Annotated in this window: 16 protein-coding genes; 4 read left to right on the top strand and 12 right to left on the bottom strand. The window is 72.3% G+C overall.

What is annotated here, in order from left to right; genetic code table 11:
- Positions 1–6: 6 nt before the first annotated feature.
- Positions 7–483 carry a winged helix-turn-helix transcriptional regulator gene (locus SM573_RS26545; RefSeq protein ID WP_474615078.1) on the bottom strand — a complete coding sequence of 159 codons (477 nt, stop codon included), beginning with the start codon at positions 481–483 and terminating at the stop codon, positions 7–9.
- A gap of 56 nt (positions 484–539) precedes the next feature.
- Between SM573_RS26545 and SM573_RS26540 the strand changes: the two genes are divergently transcribed.
- Positions 540–1,055: a PaaI family thioesterase gene (locus tag SM573_RS26540; protein ID WP_474615077.1), complete on the top strand. Its 516-nt coding sequence runs from the start codon at positions 540–542 to the stop codon at positions 1,053–1,055.
- An 85-nt stretch (positions 1,056–1,140) separates the two neighbouring features.
- On the opposite strand, the gene hisS is transcribed toward SM573_RS26540, so the two are convergent.
- Both hisS and SM573_RS26530 read right to left on the bottom strand, forming a co-directional pair.
- Positions 1,141–2,469, bottom strand: a complete 1,329-nt coding sequence (gene hisS / locus SM573_RS26535; protein ID WP_474615076.1) for a histidine--tRNA ligase — start codon at positions 2,467–2,469, stop codon at positions 1,141–1,143.
- Positions 2,470–2,524: 55 nt separating this feature from the next.
- Entirely contained in the window at positions 2,525–3,244 is a 720-nt protein-coding gene (locus SM573_RS26530; protein WP_474615075.1) for an MBL fold metallo-hydrolase, read from the bottom strand.
- Positions 3,245–3,506: 262 nt separating this feature from the next.
- On the opposite strand from SM573_RS26530, the gene SM573_RS26525 reads away from it, so the two are divergent.
- On the top strand, positions 3,507–4,388 hold the full coding sequence (locus tag SM573_RS26525) for a peptidylprolyl isomerase (protein WP_474615074.1): 882 nt from the start codon (positions 3,507–3,509) through the stop codon (positions 4,386–4,388).
- A 63-nt stretch (positions 4,389–4,451) separates the two neighbouring features.
- Entirely contained in the window at positions 4,452–5,291 is an 840-nt protein-coding gene (locus SM573_RS26520) for a peptidylprolyl isomerase (RefSeq protein WP_474615073.1), read from the top strand.
- A gap of 158 nt (positions 5,292–5,449) precedes the next feature.
- On the opposite strand, the gene SM573_RS26515 is transcribed toward SM573_RS26520, so the two are convergent.
- The 9 genes from SM573_RS26515 to SM573_RS26475 all read right to left on the bottom strand — a co-directional run bounded on the left by SM573_RS26515 (position 5,450) and on the right by SM573_RS26475 (position 15,618).
- Positions 5,450–7,921, bottom strand: a complete 2,472-nt coding sequence (locus SM573_RS26515) for a RelA/SpoT family protein (protein WP_474615072.1) — start codon at positions 7,919–7,921, stop codon at positions 5,450–5,452.
- 192 nt (positions 7,922–8,113) lie between these two features.
- A complete protein-coding gene (locus tag SM573_RS26510) occupies positions 8,114–8,680 on the bottom strand; it encodes an adenine phosphoribosyltransferase (protein WP_474615071.1) in 567 nt (188 codons plus the stop codon).
- Between the two features lie 107 nt (positions 8,681–8,787).
- Positions 8,788–9,972 (bottom strand): protein translocase subunit SecF, encoded by a 1,185-nt coding sequence (gene secF / locus SM573_RS26505; protein ID WP_474617321.1) that lies wholly within the window; start codon positions 9,970–9,972, stop codon positions 8,788–8,790.
- A gap of 1 nt (position 9,973) precedes the next feature.
- The gene (gene secD / locus SM573_RS26500; RefSeq protein ID WP_474617320.1) at positions 9,974–11,899 is read right to left on the bottom strand and encodes a protein translocase subunit SecD; all 1,926 of its coding nucleotides are present in this window, start codon (positions 11,897–11,899) and stop codon (positions 9,974–9,976) included.
- Positions 11,900–12,144: 245 nt separating this feature from the next.
- Positions 12,145–12,483: a preprotein translocase subunit YajC gene (gene yajC, locus SM573_RS26495; protein ID WP_474615068.1), complete on the bottom strand. Its 339-nt coding sequence runs from the start codon at positions 12,481–12,483 to the stop codon at positions 12,145–12,147.
- A 136-nt stretch (positions 12,484–12,619) separates the two neighbouring features.
- Complete coding sequence (ruvB, locus tag SM573_RS26490) at positions 12,620–13,693, bottom strand: Holliday junction branch migration DNA helicase RuvB (RefSeq protein WP_474615067.1); 1,074 nt, start codon at positions 13,691–13,693, stop codon at positions 12,620–12,622.
- Positions 13,690–14,292 (bottom strand): Holliday junction branch migration protein RuvA, encoded by a 603-nt coding sequence (ruvA, locus tag SM573_RS26485; RefSeq protein ID WP_474615066.1) that lies wholly within the window; start codon positions 14,290–14,292, stop codon positions 13,690–13,692. Before ruvA ends, ruvB begins: the two co-directional genes overlap by 4 nt.
- Positions 14,289–14,816 carry a crossover junction endodeoxyribonuclease RuvC gene (ruvC, locus tag SM573_RS26480; RefSeq protein ID WP_474615065.1) on the bottom strand — a complete coding sequence of 176 codons (528 nt, stop codon included), beginning with the start codon at positions 14,814–14,816 and terminating at the stop codon, positions 14,289–14,291. The genes ruvA and ruvC overlap by 4 nt, the downstream gene beginning before the upstream one ends.
- A gap of 145 nt (positions 14,817–14,961) precedes the next feature.
- A complete protein-coding gene (locus tag SM573_RS26475) occupies positions 14,962–15,618 on the bottom strand; it encodes a DUF1905 domain-containing protein (RefSeq protein WP_474617319.1) in 657 nt (218 codons plus the stop codon).
- Between SM573_RS26475 and SM573_RS26470 the strand changes: the two genes are divergently transcribed.
- Entirely contained in the window at positions 15,617–16,399 is a 783-nt protein-coding gene (locus SM573_RS26470; RefSeq protein WP_474617318.1) for a 3-hydroxybutyrate dehydrogenase, read from the top strand. The genes SM573_RS26475 and SM573_RS26470 overlap by 2 nt on opposite strands.
- The last annotated feature ends 3 nt before the right edge of the window (positions 16,400–16,402 follow it).

The raw sequence follows: 16,402 nt of genomic DNA, 5'->3' as shown, positions 1-16,402 counted from the left end.
CGCCCGTCAGCCGGCGCGGCGGCGCGCCCCCGGGCCCGGCCGGGGCACCACGTCGCGCACCGATCCCACCCGGTGCCCCCCGTCGCAGCGCAGCTCGACCCGGACCTCGGCGCCACAGTCCCGGTGCCCGACGCTCAGCGGCGACCCGTCCGGGTCGGCGAGGTAGCGGTCGCCCCAGCCGAGCACGGCGACGAGCACCGGCCAGAGGTCCAGGCCCATCTCGGTCAGCCGGTACTCGTGCCGCACCCGGCTCCCCGGCTCCCGGTACGGCTCGCGACGCAGCACGCCCCGCTCCACCAGGCCGGCCAGGCGGTTGGTGAGCACCTGACGCGGGATGCCGGTGCGCACGCGCATGTCGTCGAAGCGGCGGACGCCGTTGAACACCTCCCGGAGCACCACGAGGGTCCACCGCTCGCCGAGGATCTCCATCGCGCGGGCGATCGTGCAGTTCTCCACCGACCAGTCCAGCGCCTCGGGTCTCATGCCGACCAGGCTAGGTCTTGTTGACAGACTCAGCAACGCGCTGCGAGGCTGAGTCCATGACGCAGACGCAGGAACCGGCGCGCAGCCGTACCTTCTCCTGGGCCGACCCCGCCGAGAACGCCGCGCAGCTCGGCCGGCGAAGCGGCCTGGAGACCCTCCGGGCGATGCTCGCCGGCGAGCTGTCCGCCCCGCCCGTGATGCACCTGCTCGACATGTCCCGGATGACGGCCGAGGAGGGGCGGGTCACCGTCGAGCTGGTGCCGCGCGAGTTCCACTACAACCCGCTCGGCACCGTCCACGGCGGGATCATCTCCACCCTGCTCGACACCGCCGCCGGCTGCGCCGTGCACACCACCCTGCCGGTCGGGGTCGGCTACACCTCGCTGGACCTCAACGTGAAGTTCCTGCGCCCGGTCACCGTCGACTCCGGCACCCTGCTCTGCGAGGGCACGGTGCTCCAGCGCGGCCGCCGCACCGCGCTCGCGGAGGCACGCGTCACCGACGCCCGGTCACGCCTGATCGCCCACGCCACCAGCACCTGCCTGATCTACCCGATCACGCCCGCGCCCTGACCCCCGCGATCCGCGCGGCCGGCCGGGGCCGTCGCCCCCTTCCCCGGGGCGCGCCGTGCGAGATCGCGGGGAGTCGAGGTGCGGGTCAGCTCACCACGGGCTTCAGGTCAGCGGGGGGCGGGGCCCACGAATCCGCCGTCGCGGGAGTCTGGTCACCGGAGCGGATGTCCTTCACCTCGTCGCCCGCGCCCTCCGCGCCCGGGAACCAGACGTACGGGATGCGCCGCCGCTCGGCGTAGCGGATCTGCTTGCCGAACTTGGCGGCGCTCGGCGACACCTCCGTCGGGATGCCCCGCCGGCGCAGCGCGTCCGCCACCCGGTCGCTGGCCGCCCGCTGCTCCTCGGTGGTCACCGCGACCAGCACGCACGTCGGCACGTCCCGCGAGACCGACAGCCCGCCGGTGCCGAAGAGCAGGCCGAGCAGGCGGGTGACGCCGATGGAGATGCCCACCCCGGGGAAGCGGACCGAGCCCGAGCTGGCCAGGTTGTCGTACCGGCCGCCGGAGCAGATCGACCCGTACCGCTCGTAGCCGCGCAGCTGGGTCTCGTAGACGGTGCCGGTGTAGTAATCCAGGCCACGGGCGATGCGCAGGTCGGCCACGCAGAGCCCCGGGGAGTGCGCCGCGGCGGTCTCCACCACCCGCACCAGCTCCTCGATCCCCTCGTCGAGCAGCGGGTCGCTCACCCCGAGGGCGCGCACGGCGTCGGCGAAGGACGCGTCCGGGGCGGAGATCTCGGCGAGGGCCAGGCACGCCTTGGCCTGCGCCTCGCTCGCCCCGGCGGTCTGGGCCAGCAGCTCGGCCACCTTCGCCGGACCGATCTTGTCGAGCTTGTCCACCGCCCGCAGCGCCGCCTCGGGGTCGGTCAGCCCGATGCCCCGGTAGAAGCCCTCACAGATCTTGCGGTTGTTGACCTGGATCCGGACCTCCGGGATCGGCAGCGAGCGCAGCGCGTCCCCGATCACCAGCGGCATCTCCGCCTCGTGGTGCGAGGCGAGCGTGTCCCGGTCGACGATGTCGATGTCGGCCTGGACGAACTCGCGGTAGCGGCCCTCCTGCGGCCGCTCACCCCGCCACACCTTCTGGATCTGGTAGCGGCGGAACGGGAACTGCAGCTTGCCGGCGTTCTCCAGCACGTACCGGGCGAACGGCACGGTCAGGTCGAAGTGCAGGCCGAGCGCGTCGTCACCGCTCGGGCCCTGGTCGTCGGCGTGCAGCCGCCGGATCACGTAGACCTCCTTGGAGGTCTCCCCCTTGCGCAGCAGCTGGTCCAGCGGCTCGACGGCCCGGGTCTCCAGCGGCGCGAAACCGTACAGCTCGAAGGTGCCGCGGATCCGGTCGAGCACGTACTGCTCGATCATCCGCTGCGACGGCGTCCACTCCGGGAAGCCGGAGATGGGCGTGGGCTTGCTCATGACGTACTCCTTGGGTGCCGCGCGGGCCGCGCGGTGAGCTCGTGGGTCGCGGTGGCTACAGACCGCGGGTGGGCACGGCCGGGCGCGCGTCGCCGGACCCCGACACCTCGACGAGGTACGGGTTGGTCGCGCGCTCGCGGCCGATGGTGGTGGTGGGGCCGTGGCCGGGCAGGACGACGGTGTCGTCGGCCAGCGGGAGGATCTTGTCCCGCAGGCTGGCCAGCATGGCGGGCATGCTGCCGCCCGGCAGGTCGGTGCGACCGATCGAGCCCGCGAAGAGCACGTCGCCGGAGAGGCAGATCTCGTCGGCCTCCCAGCGCGAGCCGGCACCGGGCATCCGGAACAGCACCGACCCGCCGGTATGGCCGGGCGCGTGGTCGACCGTGATCTCCAGGCCGGCCAGGGTGAGGGTGGCGCCGTCGGTCAGCTCGGCGACGTCCTCCGGCTCCGAGTAGGGCAGCCGGCCCCCGAAGAGCGCGGTGAGGTCCGCCGACAGGCCCTTCGCCGGGTCGGCCAGCATCTCGCGGTCGCCCGGGTGGACGTAGGCGGTGATGTCCCGCGCCCCGCAGACCGGCGCGACGGAGAAGGTGTGGTCGAGGTGGCCGTGGGTGAGCAGCACGGCGGCCGGGTGCAGGCGGTGCTCGGCGAGCACGGCGTCGAGCCGGTCGAGGACGCCGATGCCGGGGTCGACGACCACGCACTGCTCCCCCGGCGCCGTGGCGACCACGTAGCAGTTGGTGCCGAAGGCGTCGGCGGGAAAGCCGGCCACGAGCACGTCCGCTCCCCTTCCGTCGAGCTGCGGAACTCCTGTCAGCAGCCTAACGGGCGGCGCGACCGCATTCGGCGGACCCATGCGTCCCGCCACCCCCGACCGGCGCAGTGATGCGCCCCGATAGGCCCAGCCAGGACCTCGTACACCACATTCACAGCCGGTGGCCGTACACTCTGGCGGGCGTGTGGCGTGGCGCACTGCCCCACACGGGCGCGCGGCGCCTCGCGGCGCCGGTGACGACCAGGGTAGAGGAAGGGGAGCACGGGTGGCTTCCAGCAGGGACCGGCAGCGCAAACTGGCGCGGGCCAAGCTCGACCGGCAGATGGCCCGTCGGGCGGCGCGGGTCAGGCGCCGGCGGCAGATCCAGGCCGGGGTGGGCGCCGCCGTGGTGCTCGCGCTGATCGTGGTCGGGTCGGCGTGGGCGCTCGGCGCCTTCGACTCCGAGCCGAAGGAGAACACCGCCGCCGACGAGGTCTGCCTCTGGACCCCGCAGGACGCCTCCGCCAACGCCAACCTCAAGGACGTGGGCACCCCGGAGAGCAAGAACCTGCCCACCGACGGCACCCGGGCGATGACGGTGACCACCAACCAGGGCGGTCCGATCACCGCCGAGCTCGACCTGGCCGCGGCCCCGTGCGCCGGCGCGAGCATCGCCCACCTGGCGAGCCGGTCCTTCTACGACAACACCACGTGTCACGAGATCACCGCCGAGGGCGCGCTGCGCTGCGGCGACCCGAGCGGCACCGGCCTGGGCGGCCCGACCTACTCGTTCTACAACGAGAACCTGCCGGACGCCCCGGAGCCGAGCCCGTCGGCCAGCCCGGCCGAGAAGCGGCCGGCGGCGTACCCGAAGGGCACGGTCGCCATGATCGGCAACCCGCCGGGCGCCAACGGCAGCCAGTTCCTGCTCTTCTTCAAGGACTACGACCCGGCCCAGCCCAGCTACCCGATCGTCGGGAAGGTCACCGGCGGGCTCGACGTCCTCGAGAAGATCGGCCGCCTGCCGACCGTGGACAATGGGTCGGGGGCCAAGGTCAAGCCCCAGACCGACGTGGTGATCCAGAGCCTGACCGTCGGCGAGCCGGGCACCGGCGCGGCGACGCCGAGCGGTTCGGCCACCCCTTCGGCCAGCCCGAACGCCGGCTGACCGCGGCACCCACCCAACGCAGGCACCCACCGCGCCAGACAGACAGTCCAGGAGGATCCAGGCGTGACGTCCACCAGAGAGCGGCAGCGCGCGGCGGCACGCGCCCGGCTCGAGAAGGAGATGGCCGAGCGCGCGGCCCGCGCCCGCAAGCGCCGGCAGACCCAGGCGATCGTCGGGGCGGGCCTCGTCCTGCTGCTCGTGGTGGCCGGCACCGTCTGGCTGGCCACCAGCCTGGGTGGCGACGACGAGACCACCGGCACCGACACGGCGGCACAGGGCCTCTCCCAGTGCCCCTACGTCGAGATCCCCGCCGACCAGCGGATCAAGGAGATCAAGGACGTCGGCGTGCCGTCCAACCAGCAGTCCAACACCGGTGTCCAGACGATGACGATCGACACCAACCTGGGCCAGATCACCGCGAAGGTCGACCGGTCCCTGGTGCCGTGCACCGCGGGCAGCTTCACCCACCTGGCGGAGAAGAACTTCTTCGACAACACCAAGTGCCACCGACTGGTCACCCAGGGCATCAAGGTGCTCCAGTGCGGCGACCCGAGCGCCACCGGCAAGGGCTGGCGGGACACCGACGGCACCGGCGGCCCGAGCTACCGCATGGCCGAGGAGAACCTGCCGACCGACAAGCGTCCCCCCTACCCGGAGGGCGTGATCGCGATGGCCAACTCCGGCCAGCCGGGCAGCACGGGCAGCCAGTTCTTCATCGTCTACGGCGACTCGCCGCTGGACCCGAACTACACCGTGCTCGGCACCATCACCGGCGGTCTGGACATCGTGAAGGACGTGGCCAACGCGGGTGACGACGGGGCCTTCGCCCAGCAGGCCGGTGGGGGTCACCCGAAGAAGGAGATTGTCATCAACGACCTCACGATGAGCGCGCCGCAGGGCTGAGCCCTCCCCGCGCAGACGAACAGTGCCCGCCGGTCGACGACCGGCGGGCACTGTCGTTGTCGGGTGGTCGGTGGTCGCCGGGGCGGCTCCGGATTGCCACGTGCTCAGGTCGCCACGTGCTCAGGTCGCCCGGGGTGCTCCGGCTTCCGTCGGCCTGCTCAGGCTCCCGAGGTGACCCGGTAGGCGTCGAAGACGCCGTCGACCTTCCGTACGGCGGCCAGCAGGTGCCCGAGGTGCTTGGGGTCGGCCATCTCGAAGCTGAACCGGCTCACCGCCACCCGGTCACGGGTGGTGGTCACCGTCGCGGAGAGGATGTTGACCCGCTCGTCGGAGAGCACCCGGGTGACGTCGGCGAGCAGCTTGTGCCGGTCGAGCGCCTCGACCTGGATGGCGACGAGGAACGTCGAGGCGGAGGTGAGCTTCCAGCTCACCTCGACCACCCGCTCGCTCTGCGCCTTGAGGTCCTCGGCGTTGGCACAGTCGTCCCGGTGCACGCTCACCCCGCCGGACCGGGTGACGAAGCCGAAGACCGCGTCCGGCGGCACCGGGGTGCAGCAGCGGGCCAGCTTGATCCACACGTCGCTGACCCCGCGGACGACCACACCCGGGTCGTGGCTGCTGGCCCGGCTGCGCGGCGGACGGGTGGCGACGGCGGTCTCGGCGATGTCCTCCGCCGCGCCCTCCTCACCCCCGTACGAGGCCATCAGCTTCTGCACCACCGACTGGGCGCTGACCTGGCTGTCGCCGACCGCCGCGTAGAGCGACGCGACGTCGGCGAGGTGCAGGTCCCGGGCGATCGCCATGAGCGCGTCCGAGGTGAGCATCCGCTGCAACGGCATGCCCTGCTTGCGCATCGCCTTGACGATCGCGTCCTTGCCGGCCTCGATCGCCTCCTCGCGGCGCTCCTTGTTGAAGTACTGGCGGATCTTCGTGCGGGCGCGCGGGCTCTTGACGAAGCCCAGCCAGTCCTGTGTGGGGCCGGCCGTGTCGGACTTCGACGTGAAGATCTCGATCACGTCGCCGTTGGAGAGCGTCGACTCCAGCGGCACCAGCTTGCCGTTGACCCGGGCGCCGATGCACTTGTGCCCGACCTCGGTGTGCACCGCGTACGCGAAGTCGACCGGCGTCGACCCGGTCGGCAGGGGGATGACGTCACCCTTCGGGGTGAAGACGTACACCTCCTGGCTCGACAGATCGAAGCGCAGCGCGTCGAGGAACTCGCTGGGGTCGGCCGCCTCCCGCTGCCAGTCGAGCAGCTGCCGCAGCCACGTCATCTCGTCGATGTGGGCCGGCGGGCCGACGATCTGCGTGCCCTTCTGCTCCTTGTACTTCCAGTGCGCGGCAATGCCGAACTCGGCCGTGCGGTGCATCGCGTAGGTGCGGATCTGCATCTCCACCGGCTTGCCGGTGGGCCCGATGACCGTCGTGTGCAACGACTGGTACATGTTGAACTTGGGCATGGCGATGTAGTCCTTGAACCGGCCCGGCACCGGCTGCCAGTTGGCGTGGATGACGCCCAGCGCCGCGTAGCAGTCGCGCACCGTGTCGACCAGGATCCGCACCCCGACCAGGTCGTAGATGTCGTTGAAGTCGCGCCCCCGCACGATCATCTTCTGGTAGATCGAGTAGAGGTGCTTCGGCCGGCCGGTGGTCTCCGCCTTGATCTTGGCGGCCTTGAGGTCGGTCGACACCTTCTGGGTCACCTGGCGCAGCAGCGCCTCGCGCTGCGGCTGGTGCTCACCGATCAGGCGGTTGATCTCCTCGAACCGCTTCGGGAACAGCGTGCCGAAGGCCAGATCCTCCAGCTCCCACTTGATGGTGTTCATACCGAGGCGGTGGGCCAGCGGGGCGAGGATCTCCAGCGTCTCCTTGGCCTTCTGCTCCTGCTTGGGCCGCGGCAGGAAGGTCAGGGTACGCATGTTGTGCAGCCGGTCGGCGAGCTTGATGACGAGCACCCGCGGGTCCTTCGCCATGGCGACCACCATCTTGCGGATGGTCTCGGCCTTCGCCGCGTCACCCAGCTTCACCTTGTCGAGCTTGGTGACGCCGTCCACCAGCAGCGCGACCTCGCCGCCGAAGTCGGCACGCATCTGGTCGAGGGTGTACTCGGTGTCCTCGATGGTGTCGTGCAGCAGCGCCGCGACCAGCGTCGTGGTGTCCATCCCGAGGTTGGCCAGGATGGTGGCCACGGCCAGCGGGTGCGTGATGTACGGGTCTCCCGACTTGCGGTACTGCCCGGAGTGCCAGCGGGCCGCGGTGTCGAAGGCGCGCTGGAGCAGCCGGACGTCGGCCTTGGGGTGGTTCTCCCGGTGCATCGCGATGAGCGGCTCGAGCACCTCGCTGACCTGGGAGGTCTGCCACGGCGCGTTGAACCGCGCCAACCGGGCGCGCACCCGGCGGCCGGTGGGGGCGCTGGCCAGGGCGAACCCGGCGCTCGGCACCGGCTCCCCCGGCGCGTCGCCCCGCAACGGGACCACCACGTTCTCGGCGGGCCGGGCCGCGCCGGAACGGACGGCCTCGACCGGACCGGCCAGACCGTTGCCAGAGCCCGTCACCCGGGCCGTCGCGTCACCGTTCCGGTCGGTCACCGAGCCGTCCGCGTCGCCTGTCGGGTGCACCGTGCCCTCCATCGGAGGGACGACATCGTGGGACACCGGCCTCCTCACCGCTCGCCGGAATCACGCCGACCGTGGGGCCGGCCTGGTCTCGCGCCGCCGGACGGATCACCGCCGGCGTCAGCAAAGGGCAATGCTACCCGCACGGACGGTCCCCTGCCGCTCCGCCGGACGGACCGCGCCGGGTCCGTCCGACGGCCGTCGGGGTCAAACGGTCAGCAGGGCATGAACGGGACGCGGGGCGAGCCTCTCCCGGGCGCCCAGGAAGCTCAGCTCCAGCAGCACCGTGAAGCCGGCCACCGTGCCGCCGGCCCGCTCGACCAGGTCCAGCGTCGCCGCCGCGGTGCCACCGGTGGCGAGCACGTCGTCGACCACCAGGACCCGGTGGCCGGCGGTGAACGCGTCCTGGTGCACCTCGAGGGTCGCCTCGCCGTACTCCAGGGCGTAGGAGGCCGAGTACGCCGCCCGCGGGAGCTTGCCCGCCTTGCGTACCGGCACGACGCCGACCCCGGTCGCGTAGGCGATGGCCGCCGCGATCACGAAGCCGCGCGCCTCGATGCCCACCACGGCGTCGAACGAGTCACGCCCGTGGTACGCCACGATCCCGTCGATCACCTCGCGGAAGGTGTCCCCGTCGGCGAAGAGCGGCATCAGGTCCTTGAACACGACACCCGGCTTGGGGAAGTCCGGCACGTCCAGCACCCGGCCTGCCACCAGCCGAGCCATCTCCGTACCGCTGTCCCCGCGCACCTCGGCGCTGTGGGTCTCCGTCACGGCGGTTCCCGTCTCCCTTCCGACGACGACGGCGTCCTGCTTGCTGCTCGCACAGCATGCAGGACGCCGTCAGGTGCGTTCCTACCGGGTCGGGCCCGGCCGCCCGGTCAGCGCCGCTTCGCGCCGCCCGGCCGGTTTCCGCCACCGCCGCTCGGCCGCCCGCCGCGGGCGCCGGTCGGCCGCTTGCCCGCCGGACGGGCGCCCACCTTCGGGGCGGCACCGGCCAGCGCGGCGGCCTCCGCGTCGACGGGCTCCCCGCCCGCGGCCGGACGCGGGGTGCCCTTCGGGGTCAGCTCGCCACGGGCGATCGCCCCGCGCCGGGCCAGGACGCGCTTCGTGTGCGCCTGGATGCGCGGCTCGAAGTCCTTGAGCGTGGCCAGCACGGGGGTGGCGAAGAAGACCGAGGAGCAGACCGCGACGAGCATGCCGACGAAGAGCACCAGACCCAGGTCCTGCAGGGTGACCGCGCCGAGCGGGACACCGATGAAGAGCAGACCACCGACGGGCAGCAGCGCCACGAGACTGGTGTTGATCGACCGCATGAGGGTCTGGTTGATCGCGAGGTTGGCGGCCTCGCCGTACGTCTGGTTGTTGCTCGCCGTGATGCCCCGGGTGTTCTCCTGGACCTTGTCGAACACCACGACGACGTCGTAGAGCGCGAAGCCCAGGATGGTGAGGAAACCGATGATCGTCGACGGGGTCACCTCGAACCCGACAAGCGAGTAGACGCCGGCCGTGAGGACGAGGTTGAGCAGCAGGGAGGAGACCGCGCCGACGGCCATCCGCCACTCGAACCGGATGATCAGGTAGAGCATCACCAGCGCGATGAAGATGACCAGACCGAGCACGGCGCGCTCGGTGTACTGGCCACCCCAGGCCGCGCTGACCTGGTTGGCGCTGATCTGGTCCTCGTTGAGGCTGAACTCCTGCGCCAGCCCCGACTTGACGGCGTTGGCCTCCTCCGAGTCGAGCACGGCGGTGCGGAACTCGTAGAACTCGCCGCCCGCGCCGCCGACCCGCTGGGCCGACTCGACCCTCGCGCCGCCGGCCTCGTCACCGAGGATGGTGTTGACCCGCTCCTCCGCCTGGTTCAGCGTGCCGACGCTCGCCGGCACCTGGAAGGAGTTGCCGCCCTCGAACTCGATGCCCAGGGTGAAGCCCCGGAAGATGAAGCTCAACAACGCGACGAGCACCAGGGCACTGGCGAGCGAGAACCAGAGCTTGCGCCTGCCGATGATGTTGAGACCGGCCTCGCCCCGGTAGAGGCGGGTGGCCAGACCGCTGCGGGCCATGTCAGGCCTCCTTCACACGGGACGGGCGGTTGGTTGCCTGCTCGGCCTCGGCCGCGTGCAGGACGCGGCCCAGGCCGCTGACCCGGGGCGACAGGAAGGCCTGCGTGCGGGCGAACATCGTCATGATCGGATGCCGGAACAGGAACACCACGACCAGGTCGAGAATCGTCGCGAGGCCGAGGGCGAAGGCGAAGCCCTTCACCGTGCCGACCGAGACGATGTAGAGCACCACCGCCGCGAGGATCGAGATCGCGTTGGCGGAGATGATCGTCCGGCGGGCGCGGGCCCAGGCGCGCGGCACGGCGCTGCGCGGGCTGCGACCCTCCCGGATCTCGTCCTTCAACCGCTCGAAGTAGATGACGAACGAGTCCGCGGCGACACCGAGCGAGACGATGAAGCCGGCGATGCCGGCGAGGGTCAGGGTGAAGCCGATCTGCCGCCCGAGCACGATCAGCGCGCCGAAGACCAGCAGCGCGGAGAGCACCAGGCTCAGGAAGATCACCGAGCCGAGCAGGCGGTAGTAGAAGAACGCGTAGATGATGACCAGCAGCATGCCGATGCCGGCCGCGAGCAGACCGGCCCGCAGGTGGCTGGCGCCCAGGGTGGCGGAGACGTTCTGCTGCTCCTGCGGCTCGAAGGTCGCCGGCAGGGCGCCGTAGCGCAGCTGGCTCGCCAGGGTGCTGGCGTCCTTCTGGGTGAAGCTGCCGGTGATCTGCGAGTCGCCGGTGAGCACGCCCTGGATCTCGGGCGAGGAGACGATCTCGTTGTCCAGCACCACGGCCACGCGGCACTTGCCGTCCTGGCCGAGGGCGGAGGCGTCACACGCGTTGCCCTCGTTGTTGAACGCCTCGCGGGTCAGGTTGGTCCACTTGTCCTGGCCGCCACCGGTGAAGTTGAGGCTCACGACCCAGGAGTTGGTCTGGTCCATGACGGCGCTGGCGTCGTCCACGTCGGTGCCGAGCACCTTCGCCTGGTCGAGCAGGTACTTCGCGGCGCCGCCCTCACAGGCCACCGCCTGCTGGTTCGGGTCCGAGATCGACCCCGGCGGACGCTTGTCGAGCTGGGCGCAGCCGATGGTCGGCACGTTGAACTGCATCTGCGCCGGCAGGACCGCGACCTCCTCCGGGGTCAGCGTGCCGAACGGCTTCAGCTTGTCGGCCAGCGACGGGTCGGTCGTGAGGTCCGCCGGGCCCTGCAGCCCGTTCGCGGCCGACCAGGCGGCCGCGCCGACCTTCTGCTCGACGGCCTTGCGCTGCTCCTCGATACCGGGGGCCGGCGCGGCGCTGGCGCTCGCCGAGGGCGACGCGCTCGGCGACGCCGACGCGGAGGGGCTCGGGGAGGCGCTGGTGCTCGGCGTCGGCGCCATGCCGCCCTGACCGCCCGACGGCGAGGCGGTCGCCTTCGCGGACGGGCTGCCCGACGGCGTCGCGCTCGCGCTGCCCGACGGGCTCGCGCTGCCCGACGGGCTCGGGGTGGCGCTGCCGGAGGGGGTCGGCGTCGCGGCCGGGGCGGGGACGGCACCGCTGCCGTCAGCGGCCTTGAGCACCTTGCGGAAACGCAGCTCGGCCGGGGTGCCCACGTTGGTCAGGTCGCGGTTCTCGCCGGGCAGGGAGATCACGATGTTCCGGTTGCCCTCGGTGACCACCTCGGCCTCGGCCACGCCGAACGCGTTGACCCGGTTCTCGATGATCTGGCGGGCCTCCTCGAGGTTCTCCGCCGTCGGCGCCTCACCGTTGACACTGTTCTTCGCCTCGAGTGTCAGCCGGGTGCCGCCGATCAGGTCCAGGCCGAGCCGGGGCTCGAGCCGGTCCGTGAAGCTGCCCTTGGCGCCTCCCGTGAAGAACACCAAAAGATAGAGGACCACGAAGATGCCCGCCAGCACGGCCAACTGCCGGCCGGGGCGCATCTGTCCCTGAGGTGGTGCCACGGCTGTCCTGTCTCCCTGTAACGGTCACGCCGCCGCGGGCGGCGACGGGTCGGCCGGGGCACCGGCCGACGGGTCCACCCGGGCCGCCCACGGGACAGGCGGCACCGCGCTCCGGCGGACGGCGCGGGGCGCCGACCGGGTCCCGGAGCCGTGCCGACGCCCGGCGTCGACCCGACTATCCAGTTTTCACGTCCCGACCGCGGCCCGACCCGAGCGGCGGACGAGCCGCTCGGACAGGCGGCGGGTCACTCCTTGACGGTGTCCGCGTCCTCGGTGGCCGGCGTGGCCGGAAGCTCGGCCCGCGTCACCACCCGGGCGATGGCCGGACGGGCGTACCGGGTCTGCACGCCGGGGGCGACCTCGAGCAGCACGGTCTCGTCGTCGACACCGGTGACGGTGCCGTAGAGCCCGCCGATCGTCACGACCTCGTCGCCGGGGGAGAGCGCGGACTGCATCGCCTCCGCCTCCTTACGGCGCCGCTGCTGGGGGCGGATCATCATGAAGTACATGACGCCGAAGAGCAGCACGATCATCAGGATCGGCATCAGGCTGCCCGACCCGCCTGCGGATTGTGCGTAATGCACGATGTTGACCTTCCCATTGGCCCCCACGCCCGGCGCGGACGCCGGAGCGGAAGCGGATTTTCACATCCTGTACAGACCGCGGCGAGTCTAATCCCTGCACCTGGGAACGCCGAATGCGGCACAGATCACGTTCGGATCACGGCTGATCGGGCGCTGTCGAGAACAGATCGGGCACGGGAGGGGTATCGGCACCAAATGTACCATTCGGTGGCGTACGCCCCAGGTGACGCCAGGCAGCCTCCGTGGCCACCCGCCCGCGGGGCGTACGGGCCAGCAGACCGGCCCGGACCAGGAACGGCTCACAGACCTCCTCGACCGTGTCCGGCTGCTCCCCCACCGCCACCGCGAGGGTGGAGAGGCCGACCGGCCCACCCCGGAACGAGTCGACGAGCGCGGTGAGCACCGCGCGGTCCAGCCGGTCGAGGCCGAGCGCGTCGACGTCGTACACGGTCAGCGCCGCGCGCGCCGTCTCCAGCGTGACCACACCGTCGGCCCGGACCTCCGCGAAGTCCCGCACCCGGCGCAGCAGCCGGTTGGCGATGCGGGGCGTCCCCCGGGAGCGCCCGGCGATCTCGGCGGCGCCGTCATCGGTGATCGGCACGCCCAGGATCCGCGCCGAACGGTGCAGCAGCGACTCCAGGTCCGCCGGGGAGTAGAAGTCGAGGTGGGCGACGAAGCCGAAGCGGTCCCGCATGGGGCCGGTCAGCAGGCCGGAGCGGGTGGTCGCGCCGACCAGGGTGAACGGCTCCACGTCCAGCGGGATGGCGGTGGCGCCCGGCCCCTTGCCGACCACCACGTCGACCCGGAAGTCCTCCATCGCGCTGTAGAGCAGCTCCTCCGCCGGCTTGGCGATGCGGTGGATCTCGTCGATGAAGAGCACGTCGCCCTCGCCGAGGCTGGTCAGGATGGCGGCGAGGTCACCGGAGCGCTCGATGGCGGGGCCACTCGTCACACGGATGCCGGAGCCCAGCTCGGCGGCGACGATGTTGGCGAGGGTGGTCTTGCCCAGGCCGGGCGGCCCGGAGAGCAGAATGTGGTCCGGTGGGCTACCCCGCCGCATCGCGCCCTTGAGCAGCAGGTCGAGCTGGTCGCGGACGCGGTGCTGAGCGATGAACTCGTCCAACCGCTTCGGCCGGACGCTGGCCTCCGCGTCCCGTTCCGCCTCGTTGACGTACGCCGAGACCAGGCCGCCGTCGTCCGGACCCGTCATCGAGTGCGGCCCAGCAGCCGGATGGCCTGCTTGAGCAGGACCGGAACGGGCGGGGTCGGCCCGTCGACGGTCTCCGCGACGGCGGCCACCGCCTGGTCGGCCTGGGCGGCCGTCCAGCCGAGCCCGACGAGCGCCTGACGCACCTGCTCGGGCCAGGCGCCGCCGGTCACGCCGGCCGCGCCGTCGGCGCCCACCGGCACCGGGCCGATCCGGTCACGCAACTCCAGCACCAGGCGCTCGGCGCCCTTCTTGCCGATGCCGGGCACCCGGGTCAGGGCCGCGGTGTCGGCGTTGGCGATCGCCTTGCGGACCGCGTCGGGGGTGTGGACCGCGAGCACCGCCTGGGCGAGGCGGGGCCCGACCCCGCTGGCGGTCTGCAGCAGCTCGAAGAGCTGCTTGGCATCGTCGTCGGCGAAGCCGTAGAGGGTGAGCGAATCCTCCCGGACGACGAGGCTGGTGGCCAGCCGGGCGGGCTGGCCCACGCGCAGCTCGGCGAGGGTGCCCGGCGCGCAGTGGACGGCTAGGCCCACGCCGCCGACCTCGATGACGGCCTGGTCGGGGCCGGTCGCGGTCACCACGCCGCGCACGCTGGCGATCATCTGACTCCTCCTCGTCGGGCCCGGTCGGCGGCGGCGGCCAGTTTGGACCGGGTGCCGCCCCGCCAGATGTGGCAGATGGCCAGGGCCAGGGCGTCCGCCGCGTCGGCCGGTCGGGGCGGCTCGGGCAGCCGCAGCAGCCGGGTGACCATGGCCGTCATCTGCGCCTTGTCGGCCTGACCGGAGCCGGTCACGGCCGCCTTCACCTCGCTCGGGGTGTACGTCTGCACGGGCAGCCCGGCGCGCGCGCCGGCGAGCACGGCGATCCCGCTGGCCTGGGCGGTGCCCATCACGGTACGGACGTTGTGCTGGCTGAACACGCGCTCCACGGCCACGCTCTCGGGGCGGTGCTCGGCCACCAGCTCGGTGAGCGACCGGTCGAGGTGCAGCAGGCGGACGGGCAGCTCGTCGGCCGGGTCGGTGTAGACCACGTAGTAGGCGACCAGGGTGCACGCCCGGCCGGGCATGCCCTCGACCACGCCCACGCCGCAGCGGGTCAGCCCCGGGTCGACGCCGAGCACGCGCACGCCGCCTCCTCCCCCAGCCGCCAGCAGTACGTGTGTTCGACACCCTACCGATGCTCTCGAACAGGCGCTCCACGGGACACGCCGGTTGACACCGACCCGGGTGCGGCCCATGATCCCGCGGCCCGCGCCGTCCCGCTCCGCGCGGTCACCACCGTGCGGGGTCCACCGCGATCACCACGCTCACCCGGTCGCCGTCGTCCTTGCCGCCCCGGATCCGAGCCGGCACGGCGAGCAGCCAGTCGCCCTGGCGCCCACGCCAGACGCTCGTCGCCCAGGTCCGGCCGTCCACGGTGGCGGTCACCGGGACACGCCCGAACGGACCGGCCGTCTCCGGCGCGTGTTCGGCGGGCACCGGTGCGAACACCCAGCCACCGGGCCCCGACCAGCGGAACAGGGTGCTCTCGAAGGCCGCGCCGTCCCGGGCCGGGCACGCGCTTGCGGGGCGCGCCCCGCCGCGGCGCCGCGCGCCACCACGCTGACCCGCGCCGCCCTGACCGGATTCGCCGTGACCCGCGCCGCCCCGACCGGCCCGGTCCGCACCGGCGCCTCGGGTGCGCCGCGCTCCCGTCGCCTCCGCCACGTCACCGCCCCCTCTTCCCGCCGGCACGACGCCCGCGACCACCGACCCGACCGGCACTCTGCCATCCCCCACCGACACCTCTCCGCCGGCGGCGAGCACCCGCCGCGCCGTGCCGGGGGCACCCCGCCACGGCGCCCGCGATCCCCCACACACCTTGGGGGCCGAGTATGTGTCGCGACCCCATGTGCGCCCGGCCACACAACTCGTAACTTTGTGCGCCATGACGGCAGAACCCGTGGCGGTCCCCCACGTCGTGAACGTCGACCTCACCGGTCGGACCGCCCTGGTCACCGGGGGCGGCAGCGGCATCGGTCGCGCCTGTGCCCTGCGGCTGGCGGCGGCCGGAGCGGCCGTCCTCGTGGTGGACCGCAACGTCGAGGCGGCGAAGGCGGTGGCCGCCGAGGCGGGCGGCCGGGCCGAGGGGATCGACCTCGCGGACGCCGAGGCGGTGGACCGGCTCGACACGGACGTGGACATCGTGGTGAACAACGCCGGGCTGCAGCACGTCGCCCCGGTGCCGGACTTCCCCACCGAACGCTTCTCCCACCTGCACCGGGTCATGGTGGAGGCGCCGTTCCTGATCATCCGGCGCGCCCTGCCGCACATGTACGCCCGCGGCTGGGGGCGGATCATCAACATCTCCTCCGTCCACGGGCTGCGGGCCTCGCCGTACAAGGCGGCGTACGTCTCCGCGAAGCACGCCCTCGAAGGGCTGTCGAAGGTGGTGGCGCTGGAGGGCGCGGCGCACGGTGTCACGGCCAACTGCATCAACCCTGCGTACGTCCGCACGGCCCTGGTGGAGAGCCAGATCGCCGACCAGGCGGTTACCCACGGGATCCCCGAGTCCGAGGTCGTCGAGAAGATCATGCTGGCCCGCGCGGCGATCAAGCGGCTGATCGAGCCGGAGGAGGTCGCGGAGTTGGTGGCGTACCTCTGCACCCCACCCGCGGCCTTCATCACCGGCGCGTCGATCGCCCTCGACGGGGGCTGGACGGCGAACTAGTGG

The organism is Micromonospora xinjiangensis (genome assembly GCF_056150165.1).
The sequence above is the reverse complement of the archived record's forward strand: the minus strand, read 5'-3'. Positions and strand labels throughout refer to the sequence as shown.